Here is a 16,626-nt window from a genome sequence, read left to right on the forward strand (position 1 = left end):
CTCTCGTCGCCGACGATGATGTCCCCAGGATGGACGACAACGCCACCGCACTGGATGGGGTGGTTGATCTCGCCGGGGCCCCGATGGAGGGGACCGATCGGCGTCGCCCCCCGGGCATAGACCGGGTACCCCAGGGTCAGGACGCCTGCGAGATCGCGGATGTACCCGTCGACGACGAATCCGGCGAGGCCGCGGTGCCTCGCCTTGGTGCAAACCAGGTCGCCCAGGACCGCGTTCATAGAGGAGCCGCCCGCGTCCACGACGACGACGTCGTTCGGGGCCGCAATGTCGAGCGATTTGTGAACCATGAGGTTGTCGCCGGGGAAGACCTTGACCGTACAGGCCGGGCCCAGAATACGCTGGCGCTCCGGGGTGAGGCATCGGATCGCCGGCGACATCGTATAGAGGCGGTTGAGTCCGTCGGATATGACCGCCGTCTGGAACTCGCCGATGGCCGCGACCAATTCGGCGGTCGGTCGGGCGATGGTTTTCCGGATTCGAAAGCCTGGCCCCGGGTGCATTTCGGCAGTCATCGGCTTGCTGGCCATGGGAAGCCTCCGTGGGGGAGGCCCCTGGGATTCGGCTCCCACCTGCGGGCCCTGATCCGCTGAACGCGTGCCGGACCGCGTGGAAGGCTGCGGAGCCGGCGACGCGCGATTTTTGAGGTACCCCCACTACTATTATGCGCCGATTTCGGCTCCGGCTCAACCCGAACCGCGTCTCAGATCCCCAGCCCTCGCGCCGCGAGGGTGGCGGCCTGCGAGCGAAATGCCTTCAGATCCTTGTGGCCGCCCGCGTGGATCGAGTTCGTGAGGAGCACGAAGTAGGCGTCGTTCGTGGGATCGATCCACATCGAGACCCCTGTGAAGCCAGAGTGTCCGAAGGAATCGCTCGAGAAGAGCGAACCCCGCGGCGCCGAGTAGGGGCTCTCGATGTCGAACCCGAACCCGCGGCGCACGCCGAGGGCCGGCCCGCATTGATTGGTGGTCATGAGGCGCACGGTTTCGGAGGCCAGAATTCGGCGGCCGCCGTGCGTCCCGCCGCGGAGGAGCATCTCGCAGAAGCGCGCTACCTCCTCCCCGGTCCCGAACACTCCCGCGTTCCCCGCGACCCCGCCCAAGGCCCGCGATCTCGCCCGCGGATCGTGCACCCGCCCGCGAAGCCACACACCGCGCTCACGCGTCGTGGGCGCCACGCGAAGGCGGTCCTTGGCGCGCGTGCCGAAGCGTGTGTCGCGGAAACGGAGGGGGGTGAAGATTCTCTCCTGCGCCGCCCGGTCGAGCCCTTTCCCGGTCGCCCGCTCGACCACGCCTTGCAAAAGCATGTACCCCACGTCGCTATAGGTGAAACGCTCTCCCGGCCGCGCTTCGAGCGGCTCGCGCGCGATCGCGGCATAGAGCCGGGGCTTTCCTCCTCGGTAGTCTTCGAGCGGATTCATCGCGGGAAAGCCCGCGGTGTGCGTGAGAAGCATCGAGAGCCGGGCCGACCCCGCCTCCGTGCCGCGCGCTTCCTCGAGGTGCCTCTCGAGCGGGTCCTCGAGATGGAGGTCATGCGCCGATGCGCGTTCCACCGCGAGCGCCGCCGTGACCAGCGGTTTGGTCAAGGAAGCGAGATCGAAAATCGTATCTTCGGTCATCGGCTCGATGCGCGGTTGGAGCGCACGCCGTCCGAGCGCCGCTCGGTGGACGGCGCCGCCGCTCCGCCCGGCGACGAAGACGGCGCCGGGCACCAGGCCCGCGTCGATCTGCGACCCGAGAAAGGAATGAAGCGGCGCGAAAAGGGAAGCGGCCTCCGACGCGGCGGCCGCGCGTGTGCGTCCCATGGCCCGGCAGGATAGCGGATTTCACTCGCCAGAGGGCCGGCCTCTCTCTACCCTCTCCCGGGCATGATTCCGCTTCGCGATCGAAATCCTTCCGGGGCCTTCCCGGTGGTCACGCTGACGCTGATCCTCGTCAACACCTTCGTTTTTCTCTATGAAGTGCAGCTCGGGCCCGCCCTCGGAAATTTTCTCAACCGCTACGCGCTGGTGCCTGCCGAGGTGACCGGGAGCCTGCAGTACGGCGCCGTGAGCCTCTCCGACACGGTGGCTCCATTCTTCACCTCCATGTTCCTCCATGGCGGGTGGCTTCACCTGATCATGAACATGTGGTTCCTCTGGATCTTCGGCGACAACGTCGAAGACGCGCTCGGGGCGTTCCGCTATATCCTCTTCTATCTGATATGCGGGCTCGGTGCCGCCTTCACGCACTTTCTGCTGCAGCCCGCCTCTCCCATGCCCGTCCTCGGCGCGAGCGGCGCGATCGCGGGCGTTCTGGGCGCGTACGCGGTGCTCTTTCCCGGGGCACGGGTGATCACGCTGATCCCGGTATTCTTTTTCTTACAGGTGGTCGAGCTTCCCGCGCTGGTGGTCTTGGGATTGTGGTTCGTGCTCCAGATCATGAGCGGATTTTTCGAGGTCATGGCGCCGATGCGGGGAGGCACGGCGTGGTGGGCTCACATCGGCGGTTTTGTCACGGGCCTCTTCCTCATACTCCTGTTCAGACCCAGGAAGGTATCCATCTAGCTTCATACCTTTCGGGGCTTGCGCCTTGACTCCCGGGGGGGCTCTGCCACAATAAACGCGATGCATCTCCCCAATCCCATTTCCAAATAGTAAGGAGCGTGGGTGGGTAACTCGTCTCGCCTCATCGTGATGTCGCTCGTGGTCATCGCCGCCGTGGGGTACTTGATCCTCACCGGCGTGAAGCAGACCGGAATGCGGTACATGACCGTGACGGAGCTTGCGAGGCTCGACCGCGCTCCCCAGGCGGAGGGCTTCCGGCTGGACGGGACGGTGGCCCCGGGAAGCGTCGTCTACGACCAGCGAGCACCCAAGCTTCGGTTTCAGATGACCGACGGCAAGGAAAACATCTCCGTGGTTTACCCGGGTCTCATGCCGGATGCCTTCGCCGACGGACGCGAGGTCGTCGTCGAGGGAGCCTACCGGCACTCCGAGCGCGCGCTCTACGCCTCGAAGCTCGTCACGAAATGTCCTTCCAAGTACGAGGCCGGGGGACTCGGGAAGGACAAATCGTGAAGCGGGGGGGCCGCCCGTGAGCGAGCTCGGACGCCTGGCGCTTCTCCTCGGCTTCATCTGCTCCGTCTTCGCGGTCGGAAGCATCGCCTGGGGACTCCGCACGGGGTACTCGGGTCCGCTCCGCAGCGGCAGGCGCGCGGTGTGGACCGTGTGCGGGCTCGCGCTCCTCGCGGTCATTCTCCTCGAGCGGGCCCTTCTCGCGCGCGACATGAGCTACCGCTACGTCGCGGAGCACACGAGCAAGGATCTCCCGCTCCACTACGCGTTCACATCGCTCTGGGCGGGGCAGGAGGGCTCCCTGCTCCTCTGGCTCTTGATCCTGAGCGCCTACGGCTCGGCATTTCTTTTCGCCTACCGGAAACGCCTCGATCCGTTCTACGACGCGGTGGCCATGGTCATCGCCGCCGTGATGATCTTCTTCACCGGGCTCCTGACCTTCGTTTCCTCGCCCTTCCGGATCCTCGCCACGCCTCCCCCCGACGGAATGGGCCTGAACCCGCTGCTTCAAGACCCGGGGATGATGATTCACCCGCCGGTCCTCTATACCGGGTACGTCGGCTTCGTCGTGCCTTTCGCCTTCGCGATGGCGGTTCTGCTTCTGAACCGCTCGGGCACGCGCTGGATCGAGGAAGTGCGCCGGTGGACGCTTTTCTGTTGGGGATTTCTGGGCGTGGGAATTCTCCTCGGCGCCCGCTGGGCCTACATCGAGCTGGGGTGGGGCGGCTATTGGGGCTGGGATCCGGTCGAGAACGCCTCGCTCATGCCGTGGCTCGTGGGGACCGGGTTCCTTCATTCGGTCATGATCGAGCAGCGCCGTGGGATGCTCAAGACGTGGAACATCGCGCTCATCGCGCTGACCTTCGAGCTCTCCATTTTCGGGACCTTTCTCACCCGCTCGGGGGTGCTCACTTCCGTGCACTCCTTCGCGGAATCGGACATAGGCCCGTGGTTCCTCTCGTTCATCCTGATCAGCGGAACCGCGGCCACCGCGCTCATTCTCTACCGTAAGGCCCTTCTCGAGAGTGAAAATCGGATGGAAGCGATGATCTCGCGCGAGGGCTCCTTCCTCTTCAACAACGTGCTCTTCGTCGCGTTGACCTTCGCGACGTTTCTCGGAACCACGTTTCCCGTGGTGAGCGAGGCGGTCACCGGAACGAAGATCTCGGTCTCGGCTCCCTTCTTCAATCGCGTGAACGTCCCGATCGCGCTTGCGCTCCTGCTTCTGACGGGCGCCGGCCCGGTGCTTTCCTGGAAGCGGGCGACCGCCTCCGTGCTGAAGCGCAATTTCATCCTTCCCATGTTCATGGGCACCGTCGCGGCGGTGGTCGCGCTCCCGTTCGGGGCCGACGGGGTCTACACCCTGGTCTGCATCTTCGGGGCGGCGTTCGTGGTCACGACGATCGTGATGGAGTTCGCGCGCGGCATCCAGGCTCGGAGGAGCGGGGAGACGGCGGCCCTTCCCGCCCAGGTCGTGCACCTCGTGAAGAAGAACAAGCGGCGGTACGGCGGATACATCGTCCACACGGGAATCGTGGTCCTCTTCGTGGGCGTACTCGGCTCCTCGGTGTTTCAGAAGGAGGCCCACGCGCCGTTGAAGACGGGGGATGCGCTCCGCATCGGCCCTTACACGCTCACGCTTCGCGGCGTCACCGAGCGCCAGAAGCAAAACGCGACCCTCACGACCGCGATCCTCGGCGTGGAGCGCGGGAGCAAGTTCGTCGGAACGGAGCACGCGTCCAAGGCGCTTTACTCCAAATCGCAGCAGCCGATGACCGAAGTCGCGCTGCATTCGACGCCGGCCGAGGACCTCTACATGATCCTCGGAGGCGTGAACGAGGACGGCTCCGCGTCGATCCAGGCCTACATCAATCCGCTCGTGAGCCTCGTGTGGGGAGGCGGGCTCATCATGGTGCTGGGAACGCTGATCGCGCTGAGCGACCGCATGAGGATCCGCCGGGAAGAGAGGGCCGGCCTTTGACGCGCATCCCTCCCGGGACCGCGCTCGCGATCCTGCTCCTCGTCGGGGCCGCGCCGCCCTCCGATGCCAAGCCACGCGATGCCGCCCACGCGATCACGAGCCAGCTCATCTGCCCGTGCAGCTGCGGAGAAGTCTTGAGCGGGTGCACCTGCGAGACCGGCAAGACGATGCAGGGCTACGTGGAGAACGCGATCAAGCAGGGGAAGGGCAAGGACCAGATCGTGGGCGCGCTGGTGGCCCGGTACGGAGAGGTGATCCGCGGCGCCCCCAAGCCGGAAGGATTCAACCTCGTCGTCTGGATCGCCCCCTTCGCCGCGACGTTGGCCGGCTTCGCGATCGCCTTCCTGGTTCTACGCCGCTGGGTGAAGCGCCGCGCGGCGCTCCCTTCGTCGCTGGGCACGCTCGCCGCGGATCGCGGCGGGCTCTCCCCCGGCCGCACGCTCGAGGCGGATCTCGACGGGCTTCGCGCGCGCGCCGAGGCGGAGCTCCGCCGGATGAGGGAATGATCGGAACCTGGGTCGTCCTGGGCGCCCAGATCCTCCTGGTCGGGATCGTCGCCTGGTTCGTGATTTCGCCGATCGTGCGGAGGCGCGGGGAGCGCGCGTGGTCCGAATCCCGGGAGGAAGCCCTGCGCCGTTCGATCGCCGAGCGCAAGGGGCGCCTGTACACCAGTATCGTGGAGCTCGATTTCGACCGCGATTCGGGAAAGATCTCGTCCGAAGATCACGGGCGCATGCGGAACGAGGCGATGGACGAGGTCCTGGTGCTCCTCCAAGAAGAGGAAGCGCTCGAGAAAGGGCCGAGGCCGAGGCCCGCCGTCATCGAAGGGGGGGACTCCGTGGAGCGGGCGATCGAGGAGTACAAGCGCTCCCGCCGCAGAGACCCCGGGGCCCGACAGACGTAATGCGTCCGTTCTCGATTCCCACCGCCGTCCTCACAGCGCTCACGATCACCCTCGCGCTCTCCTCGGCGTCGGCCGCGTCCGCCCTGACCATCCGGGGAACGGTGGTCAAAGGCGAAGAACGGCGGCCGGTGACGGGGCAGACCGTCCAGCTCCACGTGCTGCGTGGGAATGAGGAAGAGAAGGGGTCGACGGCCGTGACCGGCCCCGCCGGCGAATACCAGTTCTCGGGTCTCAGGGCGGACCCGGCGCTCTCCTATTACGTTTCTACCGAGTACGAGAACGCGTTCTACACGGAAGGCCCTCTTCCCCAAGACCAGGGTCCGACGGTCACCCAGGGCTTCGTCGTCTACGACGTGGGCCGCGACATCTCGGCCGTCCAGGTGAAGAACCACCACATCATCATCGAGCACCAGCCGGACGCCCTCCATGTCACCGAGATCTTGATCTTCGAGAACAAGGGGCGGACCGCCTTCCTCGGCACGGGGCCCGATCATGCCGAAAACGCCGGCGCCCGGATCGGACTCCCCGCTTCGGTCAAAGGGTTCGAGCAGGGGATGGGCGGGGATCCCCAGACGACCCACGTGCGGGGGCGGGAGCTCTCGAGCGAGAGACCGATTCCGCCGGGCGTGCGTCCGTTCAGCTTCTCCTACCGGATCCCGCTCTCGGGCCGCGTTGATCTGAGCCACCGGCTCTATTTCCCGACCGCTTCCTTCGTCGTGCTCCTCGACGATCCAAAGCTCAAGCTCGAGTCCAAGGCGCTCGAGCACGGGGGCACGCGCGATCAGGGTGGAAAACAATACGTGGTCTACAGCGGCGCCTCGTTCGGCGTGGGCCAGGAGGTCCGGATCCGGATCGGCGGCGCCGGGTTCTGGTCGAATCCCAAGGTCTATCCGTGGCTCATCGCGCCGTTCGCGATCCTGGGCGCGCTCTGGGTCGCGGCCCGGAGCGGGAAGCGCGCGCGGGAGGCGGCCCGGGCCGGGGAGCCGCGCCAAGCAGCCGCGCCGATTGAGCGCAGGGCCGTGCCGACGGCATCGGCGCCGGCGCGTCCCGCGCTCCCGATGACCCAGCCCCCGGGCGGCGCCTCGACCGACGCCGATTTCCGCAAGGCGTACCTCTTCCTGGTCGCCGCGCTCGATGAGGGTCTCGAGCGGGGCGAGTTCTCCCGCGAGACCCACGCGTTGATACGCCAAAACCTCAAGCGGCGCCTCCAGGCCCTGCTCGCGGAGGAATCGGCGAGCGGGGTTCGCTGACGCGCCCGCCGTGACGCTCGGCGCGCGCGACATCGAGAAGCGGTTCACGCACCGGCCGGTGCTTCGCCGGGCTTCGCTCGAGCTCCACCCCGGCGAAATCGTGCTGCTCCGCGGAGTGAACGGCTCGGGCAAGACCACGTTCGCCCGGATCCTCGCCACCACCCTGGCGCCCGATGCCGGCGACGTAACCCTGGACGGCGAGCCCGTCCGGCGGAGGCTCCGCGCCGCGCGCCGCGCGATCGGATTCCTGAGCCACCGTCCCCTTCTTTACGCCGGCTTGACCCCGCTCGAAAACCTCGAGTTCTTCGGCAGGCTTGCCGGCGTGACCGACGCGCGCCTCCGAGCGGAGCGGCTCCTGGAGCGGTTCGGGCTTGCGTCCTTTGCGCGAACCCCCATGGAGCGTTTCTCGCGCGGAATGCTCCAGCGGGTCGCGCTCATCCGGGCGCTGCTTCCCGCGCCCGAGGTTCTCATCCTGGACGAGCCCTACGCAGGTCTCGACGACGAAGGCTCGTCGACCCTGAACGCGCTCCTCGGGGAGGCACGGGGGCGGGGCACGGCGTCGCTCGTCATCTCGCACGACCGCGATCGCATCGCGCCCCTCGCCACGCGCGAGCGCGAGCTCAGGGACGGAAGGATCGAGGCCTCCCCGTGACGGCGCTCCGCGTTCTCGAGAAGGACTTGAAGCTCCACGCCCGCGACGCGCGTTTCCTCGCCACGCTCGCTCTCTTCAGCTTATCGCTCGTCTTGATCCTGAGCGTGGCGTTCGGCCCGTTCTTCCGCGACCCCGCGCGCGAGGCGAGCGCCACGCTCTGGGCGGCGCTCTTTTTCGCCGGCGTCCTGGGGCTCACCCGGACCCTCGACCTCGAGTCCGAGTCGGGCGGCGGGGAAGCGCTCAGGCTCACGGGCGCCGACCCCTTCGCGATCTACGCGGGAAAGACGATCGCGAACTTCCTGCTCCTGGCCGTTCTGTTCTTTCTCCTCTTGCCCTGCGCCGCGGTTTTCTTCGACGTGGGGAATCTGGAGGTCTTCCCAACGGTCGTCGGCGTTGCCGCGCTGACCCTCATCGGCTATGCTGCCTGGGGCACCTTGTTTGCCGCTCTCGCGCGGGGGCTCAGGGCGCGCGAGCTTCTGCTCTCGATCCTTCTCTTTCCCACCTTGATTCCGCTCTGGATCGGCGCCGTCAAGCTGACCCGTTCGCTCTGGGCGGACGGCACGATCGAACCGGTCCGGGATTGGGTGAAGATCATGGTCGTGATCGACGTGCTGGGGGTCGCGCTCGCCGCGTGGCTCTACGAGGTGATTCAGGAGGCGGAAGAGTGAATTCCACGATACCCGGTTGGTGGTCGAAGGGGCGTGTGATCCTCTGGGTCTTGGCGATCGCCTTGGTCGCGGGCTCTCTCTATGCGGCCTTTGCCCGGGCCCCGGTCGAGGCGCAGATGGGCGTCGTGCAGAAGATCGTCTACATCCACGTCCCGAGCGCGATCGTGACGCTTCTCGCGTTCGGGCTCACGTTCGCGGCGAGCATCGCGTTTCTCGCGACCAGGGTCTGGGTCTGGGACGCGGTCGCCGCCTCCTCCTGCGAGGTCGGGATGGTGTTCGCCACGATCGTGCTCGTGAGCGGGCCCTTGTGGGCGCGGTCGGCGTGGAACACCTGGTGGACGTGGGAGCCGAGGCTCACGACGTTTCTCATCCTCTGGCTCCTCTACGGCGGGTACCACGTGGTGCGCGCTTCGATCGCCGGCCGCGCGAAGCGCACGGTCTCGGCGGTGCTCGGGATCATCCTATTCGTCAATCTGCCGATCGTCTGGAAATCCGTCGAGTGGTGGCGCGGGTCGCTCCATCCGCGGGGGGTGACGATGACGGGCGAGATGCGCCAGGTCCTCACCCTGTCGATGCTTGCGTGGATCGTGTTCTTCGTCGCCGCGTTCCAGGAAAGGCTGCGCCTCGAGGCCCTGAGGGAAGCCGCCGAATCGGGCGTGGCGGCGGAGCTCCCGCGATGACGTACGCCGTGGCGGCGTATCTGGCGGCGGCGGTGATTTGGGCCGTATACTTGATGTTGCTTCGCGCCCGGGCAGGTCGGATCGCGCAGCGGGGAAGCGGAATGAAACGATGAGGGACCATTTTCAGGAATTCGAGATCTCCCCCGAGATCGTGAACGAGATGATCGAATCAGGGGAGGAGGTGGTCCTGGTCGATGTGCGCGAGGACTGGGAGTGGGAGAAGGCCCACATCGAGGGCGCGATTCACATTCCGCTCTCGGAATTGAGGGACCGGGTCCAGGAACTGGATCCCGAACAATGGACCGTCGTTTACTGCCACATCGGCGACCGAAGCGTCGACGGTTGCCTCGTCCTCTGGGATTTGGGCTTCCGGAAGGTTCGGAGCCTGTCGGGCGGAATCGATCTCTGGTCTGACGTCATCGATCCCGAGGTGCCCAAGTACTGATCCCTCCCGATTTGCCCCGCCACCCGCTCACAGATCCAAGTAGTTCGGGCCGCCCCCGCCCTCGGGCGGCACCCACGTGATGATCTCGTAGGGGTCGGCGATGTCGCAGGTCTTGCAGTGGACGCAGTTCGACGGGTTGAGCTTCAGCTTCACCCCTCCGCCCGGGCCGTCCGGGACCATCTCGTAGACATTGGCCGGGCAGAAGTGCTGGCAGGGATTGCCGTATTCCTCCTTGCAGCGCGTTGCGCAGAGGTCCGTGTCCGCGACGAGAAGGTGGCTCGGCTGGTCCTCGTCGTGCTTCGTCCCCGAGTGGAAAACGTCGTTCACCTTGGTGAACGTGCGCCCGTTGTCGTATCTCCTCTGCGTCTCTTCCAGCGACCGGGGCTTGACACCCGCGTCAGCGAGCTTCTTCATCCTGGCGTGGCCGGGTTTCCACGTCGGCCGGTTCCCAAAACCCAGCCCCCCCGTCACGAGCTGCAGACCGGCGTCCGCCATTCCCATCCACAGACCGCGCTCGAATCCCTGATGGAAATTGCGGACCTTGTAGAGCTCCGACCAGACCCAGGACTCGCGCACCCGGCGATCGTAGCCGGCCATCGCCTCCGCTCCGAAATCCTGCTTTAGAAGAGCGTCGAACGCAGTCTCCGCCGCAAGCATCCCCGACTTCATCGCCGTGTGGACTCCTTTGAGCCGCTCCGAGTTCAGGAGCGAGGCGTTGTCGCCGCAAAGGAGCCCGCCGGGCCAGGAGAGACGTGGCACCGAGTAGTAGCCCCCCTCGGGTATGGCTTTCGCGCCGTACGAATGGAGCGTCCCCCCCTCGAGCAGCTTCGCGACGAAGGGATGCAGCTTGAACGCCTGCATCAGGCCGTGCGGATCGGTCGTGGGGTCCCAGTAGTCGAGCCCCACGACGAATCCCACGGACCAGCGGTCCTGATCCATCCCGTAGATGAACCCGCCGCCGAAGGTCTTAGAGTCGAGCGGGTGGCCCATCGTGTGAATGACGCGCCCCTTCGGCACGCGGCCCTTGGGCATGCGCCAGACTTCCTTGATCCCGGTCGCGTAGATCTGGGGCGCGCGGCCTTCCTGGAGCTTGAGCTGCGGGGTGAGCCGCTTGGTCAGGGAGCCTCTCACGCCCTCGCAGAGGACGGTGACCTTCGCGCGGATGTCTGCGCCCGGCTCGAAATTGGGCTTCCGGTTACCGTGGCGGTCGATCCCCTTGTCGCCGGTGCGCACCCCGACCATCCGCTCCCCTTCGAAGAGCCCCTCGACGGCGGCCATCCCCGGGAGCACGTAGGCCCCCGTGTCTTCGACGAGCCCTCCCATCCACTTCTCGAAATTGCCCAGCGAGATGACGTAGTTCCCGTGGTTTCGAAGCGGCGGAGGGAGAAGGGGGAACCGGAGTTGCCCGGATCTCGTGAAGAAGAAGAGATCGTCGCTCGTGACCTCGCTCTCGATCGGGGCGCCCTTCTCCTTGAAATCGGGGATCAGCTCGCGCATCGCCCGCGGGTCCAGGATGCAGCCCGAGATCCCGTGCGCGCCGATCGCGGAGGCCTTCTCGAGCACCGCGATCGAGATCTCGCCGAGCGCCTTGGCCTGGTCCTGCGCCGTGGCCTGTTTGTGCTGCTCGAGGAGCTGGGTCAGGCGCAGCGCGCCCGCGAGCCCCGCCGGGCCGCCGCCCACGAAGAGGACGTCGACTTCGAGGACGTCCCGCTGATCGCTCACTTGCGGCGCGCCCCGTCCCGGCCCGCCGCGGCCACGGCGGGAGCCGGCGTGCTCGAGGAGTGTTTCAGCTCTTCCAGATACCGCTCGGCGTCGAGGGCGGCCATGCAGCCGGTCCCCGCGGCGGTGACCGCCTGGCGATAGACCGAATCCTGCACATCCCCGGCCGCGAACACGCCCGGCACGCTCGTCCGCGTTCCGCCGAACGTGCGGATGTATCCGTTCGGCTCGAGCTCGAGCTGTCCTTGGAAGAGCGCGGTGTTCGGCTGGTGTCCGATCCCAATGAAGAGCCCTTCCGCCGGGACGACCGTGGTGTATCCCGTTTTCAGGTTCTGGATCTTCACTCCCGTGACCTTGCCGAGGCCGGAATCCAACACCTCCTGGACAATCGAATCCCACAGGAAGGATATTTTCGGGTTCGCCATGGCTCGGTCCTGCATGATCTTCGAGGCGCGCAGCTCGTCGCGGCGGTGAATCACGGTCACGTGGCTCGCGAACTTGGTGAGAAAGTTCGCCTCTTCCATCGCGGTGTCGCCGCCGCCCACGACCAGGACGCGCTGGTTCTTGAAGAAGTACCCGTCGCACGTGGCGCACGCCGAGACGCCGTGCCCCATGAGCTTCGCCTCGCTCGAGATTCCGAGGAGCTTGGCGACGGCGCCGGTCGCGATGATCAGGGTGCGCGACGTGTACTTTTTTCCGTGCGCGACAACCTCGAAAGGAGCCTTCTTGAGGTTCACCGATTCTACTTCGGCCGTGATCAGCTCCGTGCCGAAGCGAGCCGCCTGGGCGCGCATGCGCTTCATGAGGTCGGGCCCCATGATCGCATCCTCGAACCCGGGATAATTCTCCACGTCGGTCGTGATCGTGAGCTGGCCGCCGGGCTGGGCGCCTTCGAAGAGCAGCGGCGAGAGGTTGGCGCGCGCGGCGTAGATCGCCGCGGTCAAGCCCGCGGCGCCGGAGCCCAGAATGACGACCTGACGAGTCTCGGCCATGGAACCTATGTTCCCCTTCCGGGTTAGGAGTGCTGGTGTCGCGTCCGGCGGGCGCCGGAATCGCCGCAGGGAGCGCCGCATCCAAGTGCAGGCCTCCGAACTATAGAAAATGGACGCGCCACGTTCAACGTACTACTTGGACGCCGCGAGATGCCGGAGGGATCGTGTGATAGAGTCCCCGGCTCACGGGGCGGGCCACGCTCTCCCCGTGCAACCCTGTTTCCGGAGGACACCACGACCATGAAACGGTTACGCTCGCTCCCCTCGGCATTCCTGCTCCTCGCGGCGCTCGTCCTGGCCGCGCCCACCCAAGCGGCTCCACAAACCTATGAGATCGACCCCGTGCACTCGCGCGTGGAGTTCACGATCCGACACATGTTCAGCAAGGTGACGGGCAACTTCGGCAAATTCCAAGGGACGATCCACTACGACCCGGCCGCTCCCCTGGCGTCCTCCGTGAATGCGGAGATCGACGCGAGCAGCATCGATACCAACAACGATCGCCGGGACGGGCACCTCAAGAGCCCCGACTTCTTCGATGCCGCGAAGTATCCCACCCTCACGTTCGCGAGCACCAAAGTCTCGCCTGTAGCGGATGGCAAGCTCAAGGTCGAAGGCACTCTCACCATGCATGGCATCGCGAAACCCGTCGTCCTGGACGCTGCCTTCCTCGGCTCCGGCCCCGGGCTCGACGGCGTGACGCGCGCCGGGTTCGAGGCAACGACGAAGGTGGACCGGAAGGACTACGGGATCGTCTGGAACAAGGCGCTCGACCAGGGGGGCACGCTCCTCGGGGACGAAGTGCAGATCAATCTCGAGATCGAAGCGGTGGCGCCCCAGCCGGACAGCGGGAGCCAGGACCAGAAGACCGAAGTAAAGACGGAGAAGAAGGAGGCGGGCTCGAAGAGCGCGAGGTAGGCCTAAGCCTGGAGCGGGCGCGATAGCCACCGCCGCATCCATGCCGTGACGGCCTCGACCATGTCGAGGAGCTGCGGCGGGGTGCGGCGGATTCTATCTCCGGCCTGGAAGGAGTGCCCCGCGCCTTCGAGGATCAAGAGCTCGGTCATCACGGAGGACGCGTGGGAGGCGATCTCGACGGCGTTCTCGGGGGGGACGACGGCGTCCCGGTCCCCCTGCACGACCAGAAGCGGAGCCCCGAGCGATTCGATGGCGCGCGCCGCGTCGTAGCGATCGCGGTTCCGCGTGAAGTCCTCCCACAGGTCCGGGCCGAGCCGAAGGTGGGTACGCGTGCGGAAATCGTAGATCGGCGCGTCCTCGCCGCGCTCCCACGCCGCGGTCTGCTCCGGTTTCCAAACGCCGATCCTGAACGGCGCGGCCAGGGTCGCCACGCAACCGATTCTCCGGTTGGACGCCGCGTGAAGAAGCGCGAGCGTTCCGCCGCGGCTGTGCCCGATGAGCCCGGCGCGCGCCGCCCCGGGCGCGAGCGCCCATGCCACGACCCGGGCGAGATCCGCGAGCTCCTTGGCGTAGGTATTCCGGCGGAAGCGTTCCGGCTCGGTGAACGCGCCGTCGCGACCCGCGATCCCGGATCCGGAGACGCTGAAGGTCACCGCCGGGAAGCCTGCCTCGGCCATTCTGCCCGCGAGCATCGGGAAAAATCCCCAATCCTTGTAGCCGCGGAATCCGTGGAGGAGGACGATCGGCGGGCGGGGCAGAGTCGCGGATGGCGGATTGTCGGGATGGGCGGCCGGAGGCGCATAGAGATCGAGCCTGAGCGGGCCGCCGTCCGCTCCCTCGATCTCAACCGGCTCTGGCGATGAGATCTCGGGCAAGATCCGGGAGAACCGGAAGATCTCCCTCCACGAACCGGTGATTTCGAAGCTGAGCGGGCGCGATCCAGCGCAGCTCATCGCACTGGATGGGGGTGGGCGTGCCGTAGAGCAGATCGCAGAAATGGAAATACAGGCTGACCCTGCGATCCGGATAGACATGGGTCAGGGCCCGCCACAGAGGTCCCACCTCGATCTCGATCCCGACCTCCTCGAGCATCTCCCTTTTCAAGCAGTCCGGGATGCTCTCCCCTCGTTGGCGCTTCCCGCCGGGAAATTCCCAGCGCCCGCCCTGGTGATCTCCGCTCTGCCTCCGGGCGATCAGCACTTCCGACCCGTTCCAGAGGATTCCGGCCGCGACCTCGTATATGCGCACCGGGCTCAGTTCGCCTTCGTCGGAAGGGAAGCGAGCTTCAGCTCGCGATTCAAGAAGTCGATCGTCCGTCGCCACGCGTCCTTGGCGGCTCCAGCGCGGTATCCCCCCCAGGGATTGTTCACGTTCGCGAAGGCGTGTCCCGCACCGGGGTAGATCTTGAAATCGACCTTCTTCCCGGCCTTCCGCAGGGCGGCTTCGAACTGGCGCACTTGCTCGGGAGTGGGGCCCTGGTCCTCCGCGCCGAAATTACCCAGGACGGCGGCCTGGAGCCCGCGGATCGCCCTCTCGTCGGTGATCGGAGCGCCGTAATACATCACGCACGCCCTGATCCCGGGATCCGCCGCGGCGAGGCGGATCGCGTGCTTCCCACCCATGCACCACCCGATCACGCCGACCGCATGCGCCCGGACGTCCTCACGGCTGCGCAGGAAATCGGCGGCGGCCTGAAGCGTCGTCATCGCGTCCTCATCGGTGAGACCGCTCATGAGCTCGTGTGCCGTGGCTTCGTCGTACGCAACCTTTCCGTGGTAAAGATCGGGGGCGAAGGCCACGTAGCCGTGCGCGGCCAGGCTGTCCGCCTGTTGCTTTACCCAATCGTTGAGCCCCCACCATTCCTGGATCACGATGATGCCCGCATGGGTGCCGGCGCCCTTCGGCAGCGCCAGGTAGCCCGAGAGCCTGGTCTTCCCTTGCGTCGTCTGGATCATGCTTCCCTTGATCACGCCGTGCGGGGGTGCGGCGGCTGGGGCCGCTTTGGGCGCGACCGCCCACAGGCACAGGAGCGCCGCCAGCATTCGCGGCCCGTAGGCCCCGAGGGTTCGCTTCATGCCGTCCTCTCTCCTTCCATGCTGGAGGTGGATGCGGCGGCCGTGCCCTCCGCGAGCGCCGCACGAATTTCAACGAGCACGTCCCGAGACGTCTCCCGCTTCGCCGCATCGCGCAGCGTGGCCCGAGCCGAGCGGCCCCCGATCCTACCCAAAGCCCAGGCCGCATGGCCACGCACCACGGGATCGGGATCCCGCGCCAGCGCGCGCGAGAGCGGCTCGACCGAGCGCCGGTCTCCCAGGTTGCCAAGCGCCACCGCGACGTTGCGCACGAACCCGGATCGCTTGGCTCTCAGAATGGCCGTGCCCTGAAATCGGGCGCGAAACGCGTCGTCGTCGAGGAATAGCAGAGGAATCAGGTGCGGCGTCTGCTGATCCGGGCGTTCGGCGAAGTCGGGGTTCTGGGTCTCCACCGCGAACCGATTCCAAGGACAGACTTCCTGGCAATCATCGCATCCGAAGATCCTCGACCCGATGAGCGGCCTCATGTCCGCCGGAATCGCCCCGCGGTGCTCGATCGTGAGGTAGCTGATGCACCGCCGCGCGTCGAGCTGATAGGGGCCTACGATCGCGCCGGTGGGGCATGCCGTGATGCATCGCGCGCATGTGCCGCAGTAGTTGCGCGCCGGCACGTCCGGCTCGAGGGCGAGATCGGTCAGGATCTCGCCCAGGAAAAACCAGGAGCCGGCGCCCTTCCGGATGAGATTCGTGTTCTTGCCGATCCAACCGATTCCGGCCTCTTCCGCCCATGCCCGGTCGAGCATCGGCCCGGTATCCACGTACGCGAGCCAGCGCGCATCCGGGCACATCGCGCCGATGGCGTGCGCCAGGTGCCGGAGCCGCCGGCGAATCCGTTTGTGGTAGTCGCGGCCCCACGCGTACCGCGCGATACGCCCCCGAGGCGGCGCGCCGGGACCCGTGGTGGGCCAGTCCCCCCGGTAGTACGGCAGCGACACCGAGATTACGGTCCTCGCTCCCTGGAGAACGGCGCGGGGGTCGGAGCGGCGCTCCGGGTTCCGCGCGATCCAGCCCATCGTGCCGTGCCGGCCCGCTCGAAGCCACGCTCGAAGCCTTTGTGCGTGGCGCGACTCGCCGGCCCGGGCGAAGCCGATCGCGTCGAAGCCGAGGGCCCGCGCCTCGTCCCGGATGCGCCCCTTCAGTCCATCCGCCGAATCCGCAGCCGGCCGCGCGGCGCCCGGATCGATCCTGGGGCTGAATTCACCCGCGGCTCCCGCTGTGCTAGCATTCCCATGTGACGGCTTCATCGGATGG

Annotated in this window: 19 protein-coding genes; 11 read left to right on the forward strand and 8 right to left on the reverse strand. The window is 66.8% G+C overall.

The window, feature by feature from the left end; translation table 11 throughout:
• On the reverse strand, positions 1-548 hold a 548-nt coding region (locus E6K76_07290; protein TMQ58540.1), incomplete at its 3' end, for an RraA family protein.
• 173 nt (positions 549-721) lie between these two features.
• Complete coding sequence (locus E6K76_07295) at positions 722-1,822, reverse strand: beta-lactamase family protein (protein ID TMQ58541.1); 1,101 nt, start codon at positions 1,820-1,822, stop codon at positions 722-724.
• Between the two features lie 63 nt (positions 1,823-1,885).
• Here E6K76_07295 and E6K76_07300 point away from each other — a divergent pair, with 63 nt between their 5' ends.
• The 10 genes from E6K76_07300 (at position 1,886) to E6K76_07345 (ending at position 9,653) form a co-directional block, all read left to right on the forward strand.
• On the forward strand, positions 1,886-2,563 hold the full coding sequence (locus E6K76_07300) for a rhomboid family intramembrane serine protease (protein TMQ58542.1): 678 nt from the start codon (positions 1,886-1,888) through the stop codon (positions 2,561-2,563).
• Positions 2,564-2,665: 102 nt separating this feature from the next.
• Entirely contained in the window at positions 2,666-3,076 is a 411-nt protein-coding gene (locus E6K76_07305) for a cytochrome c maturation protein CcmE (GenBank protein ID TMQ58543.1), read from the forward strand.
• Positions 2,940-5,054 carry a heme lyase CcmF/NrfE family subunit gene (locus tag E6K76_07310; protein TMQ58544.1) on the forward strand — a complete coding sequence of 705 codons (2,115 nt, stop codon included), beginning with the start codon at positions 2,940-2,942 and terminating at the stop codon, positions 5,052-5,054. Before E6K76_07305 ends, E6K76_07310 begins: the two co-directional genes overlap by 137 nt.
• Positions 4,964-5,560: a cytochrome c-type biogenesis protein CcmH gene (locus E6K76_07315; protein ID TMQ58545.1), complete on the forward strand. Its 597-nt coding sequence runs from the start codon at positions 4,964-4,966 to the stop codon at positions 5,558-5,560. Before E6K76_07310 ends, E6K76_07315 begins: the two co-directional genes overlap by 91 nt.
• Positions 5,557-5,958, forward strand: a complete 402-nt coding sequence (locus tag E6K76_07320; protein ID TMQ58546.1) for a hypothetical protein — start codon at positions 5,557-5,559, stop codon at positions 5,956-5,958. The genes E6K76_07315 and E6K76_07320 overlap by 4 nt, the downstream gene beginning before the upstream one ends.
• Entirely contained in the window at positions 5,958-7,208 is a 1,251-nt protein-coding gene (locus tag E6K76_07325; protein TMQ58547.1) for a hypothetical protein, read from the forward strand. The genes E6K76_07320 and E6K76_07325 overlap by 1 nt, the downstream gene beginning before the upstream one ends.
• A gap of 10 nt (positions 7,209-7,218) precedes the next feature.
• A complete protein-coding gene (locus E6K76_07330) occupies positions 7,219-7,860 on the forward strand; it encodes an ABC transporter ATP-binding protein (protein ID TMQ58548.1) in 642 nt (213 codons plus the stop codon).
• A complete protein-coding gene (locus E6K76_07335; GenBank protein ID TMQ58549.1) occupies positions 7,857-8,528 on the forward strand; it encodes a hypothetical protein in 672 nt (223 codons plus the stop codon). Before E6K76_07330 ends, E6K76_07335 begins: the two co-directional genes overlap by 4 nt.
• On the forward strand, positions 8,375-9,208 hold the full coding sequence (locus E6K76_07340) for a cytochrome C assembly protein (protein ID TMQ58550.1): 834 nt from the start codon (positions 8,375-8,377) through the stop codon (positions 9,206-9,208). The genes E6K76_07335 and E6K76_07340 overlap by 154 nt, the downstream gene beginning before the upstream one ends.
• Before the next feature lie 109 nt (positions 9,209-9,317).
• Positions 9,318-9,653 carry a rhodanese gene (locus E6K76_07345; GenBank protein ID TMQ58551.1) on the forward strand — a complete coding sequence of 112 codons (336 nt, stop codon included), beginning with the start codon at positions 9,318-9,320 and terminating at the stop codon, positions 9,651-9,653.
• A gap of 27 nt (positions 9,654-9,680) precedes the next feature.
• Here the strand turns inward: E6K76_07345 and E6K76_07350 are convergent, their stop codons facing one another.
• Both E6K76_07350 and trxB read right to left on the reverse strand, forming a co-directional pair.
• The gene (locus E6K76_07350; protein TMQ58552.1) at positions 9,681-11,375 is read right to left on the reverse strand and encodes an electron transfer flavoprotein-ubiquinone oxidoreductase; all 1,695 of its coding nucleotides are present in this window, start codon (positions 11,373-11,375) and stop codon (positions 9,681-9,683) included.
• A complete protein-coding gene (gene trxB, locus E6K76_07355; GenBank protein TMQ58553.1) occupies positions 11,372-12,364 on the reverse strand; it encodes a thioredoxin-disulfide reductase in 993 nt (330 codons plus the stop codon). The genes E6K76_07350 and trxB overlap by 4 nt, the downstream gene beginning before the upstream one ends.
• Before the next feature lie 240 nt (positions 12,365-12,604).
• On the opposite strand from trxB, the gene E6K76_07360 reads away from it, so the two are divergent.
• Positions 12,605-13,282, forward strand: coding sequence for a YceI family protein (locus E6K76_07360; GenBank protein ID TMQ58554.1), 678 nt, complete (start codon positions 12,605-12,607; stop codon positions 13,280-13,282).
• A gap of 2 nt (positions 13,283-13,284) precedes the next feature.
• Here the strand turns inward: E6K76_07360 and E6K76_07365 are convergent, their stop codons facing one another.
• Genes E6K76_07365 through queG form a run of 4 tightly spaced genes read right to left on the reverse strand, consistent with a single transcriptional unit; the run spans position 13,285 to position 16,619 of the window.
• A complete protein-coding gene (locus E6K76_07365) occupies positions 13,285-14,235 on the reverse strand; it encodes an alpha/beta fold hydrolase (protein ID TMQ58555.1) in 951 nt (316 codons plus the stop codon).
• On the reverse strand, positions 14,126-14,641 hold the full coding sequence (locus E6K76_07370) for a (deoxy)nucleoside triphosphate pyrophosphohydrolase (GenBank protein TMQ58556.1): 516 nt from the start codon (positions 14,639-14,641) through the stop codon (positions 14,126-14,128). The genes E6K76_07365 and E6K76_07370 overlap by 110 nt, the downstream gene beginning before the upstream one ends.
• Positions 14,536-15,357 (reverse strand): dienelactone hydrolase family protein, encoded by an 822-nt coding sequence (locus E6K76_07375; GenBank protein ID TMQ58557.1) that lies wholly within the window; start codon positions 15,355-15,357, stop codon positions 14,536-14,538. The genes E6K76_07370 and E6K76_07375 overlap by 106 nt, the downstream gene beginning before the upstream one ends.
• Positions 15,354-16,619: a tRNA epoxyqueuosine(34) reductase QueG gene (gene queG, locus E6K76_07380; protein ID TMQ58558.1), complete on the reverse strand. Its 1,266-nt coding sequence runs from the start codon at positions 16,617-16,619 to the stop codon at positions 15,354-15,356. The genes E6K76_07375 and queG overlap by 4 nt, the downstream gene beginning before the upstream one ends.
• Positions 16,620-16,626 lie beyond the last annotated feature (7 nt).

It is taken from the genome of Candidatus Eisenbacteria bacterium (assembly GCA_005893275.1).
Classification (GTDB): Bacteria; Eisenbacteria; RBG-16-71-46; order SZUA-252; family SZUA-252; genus WS-7.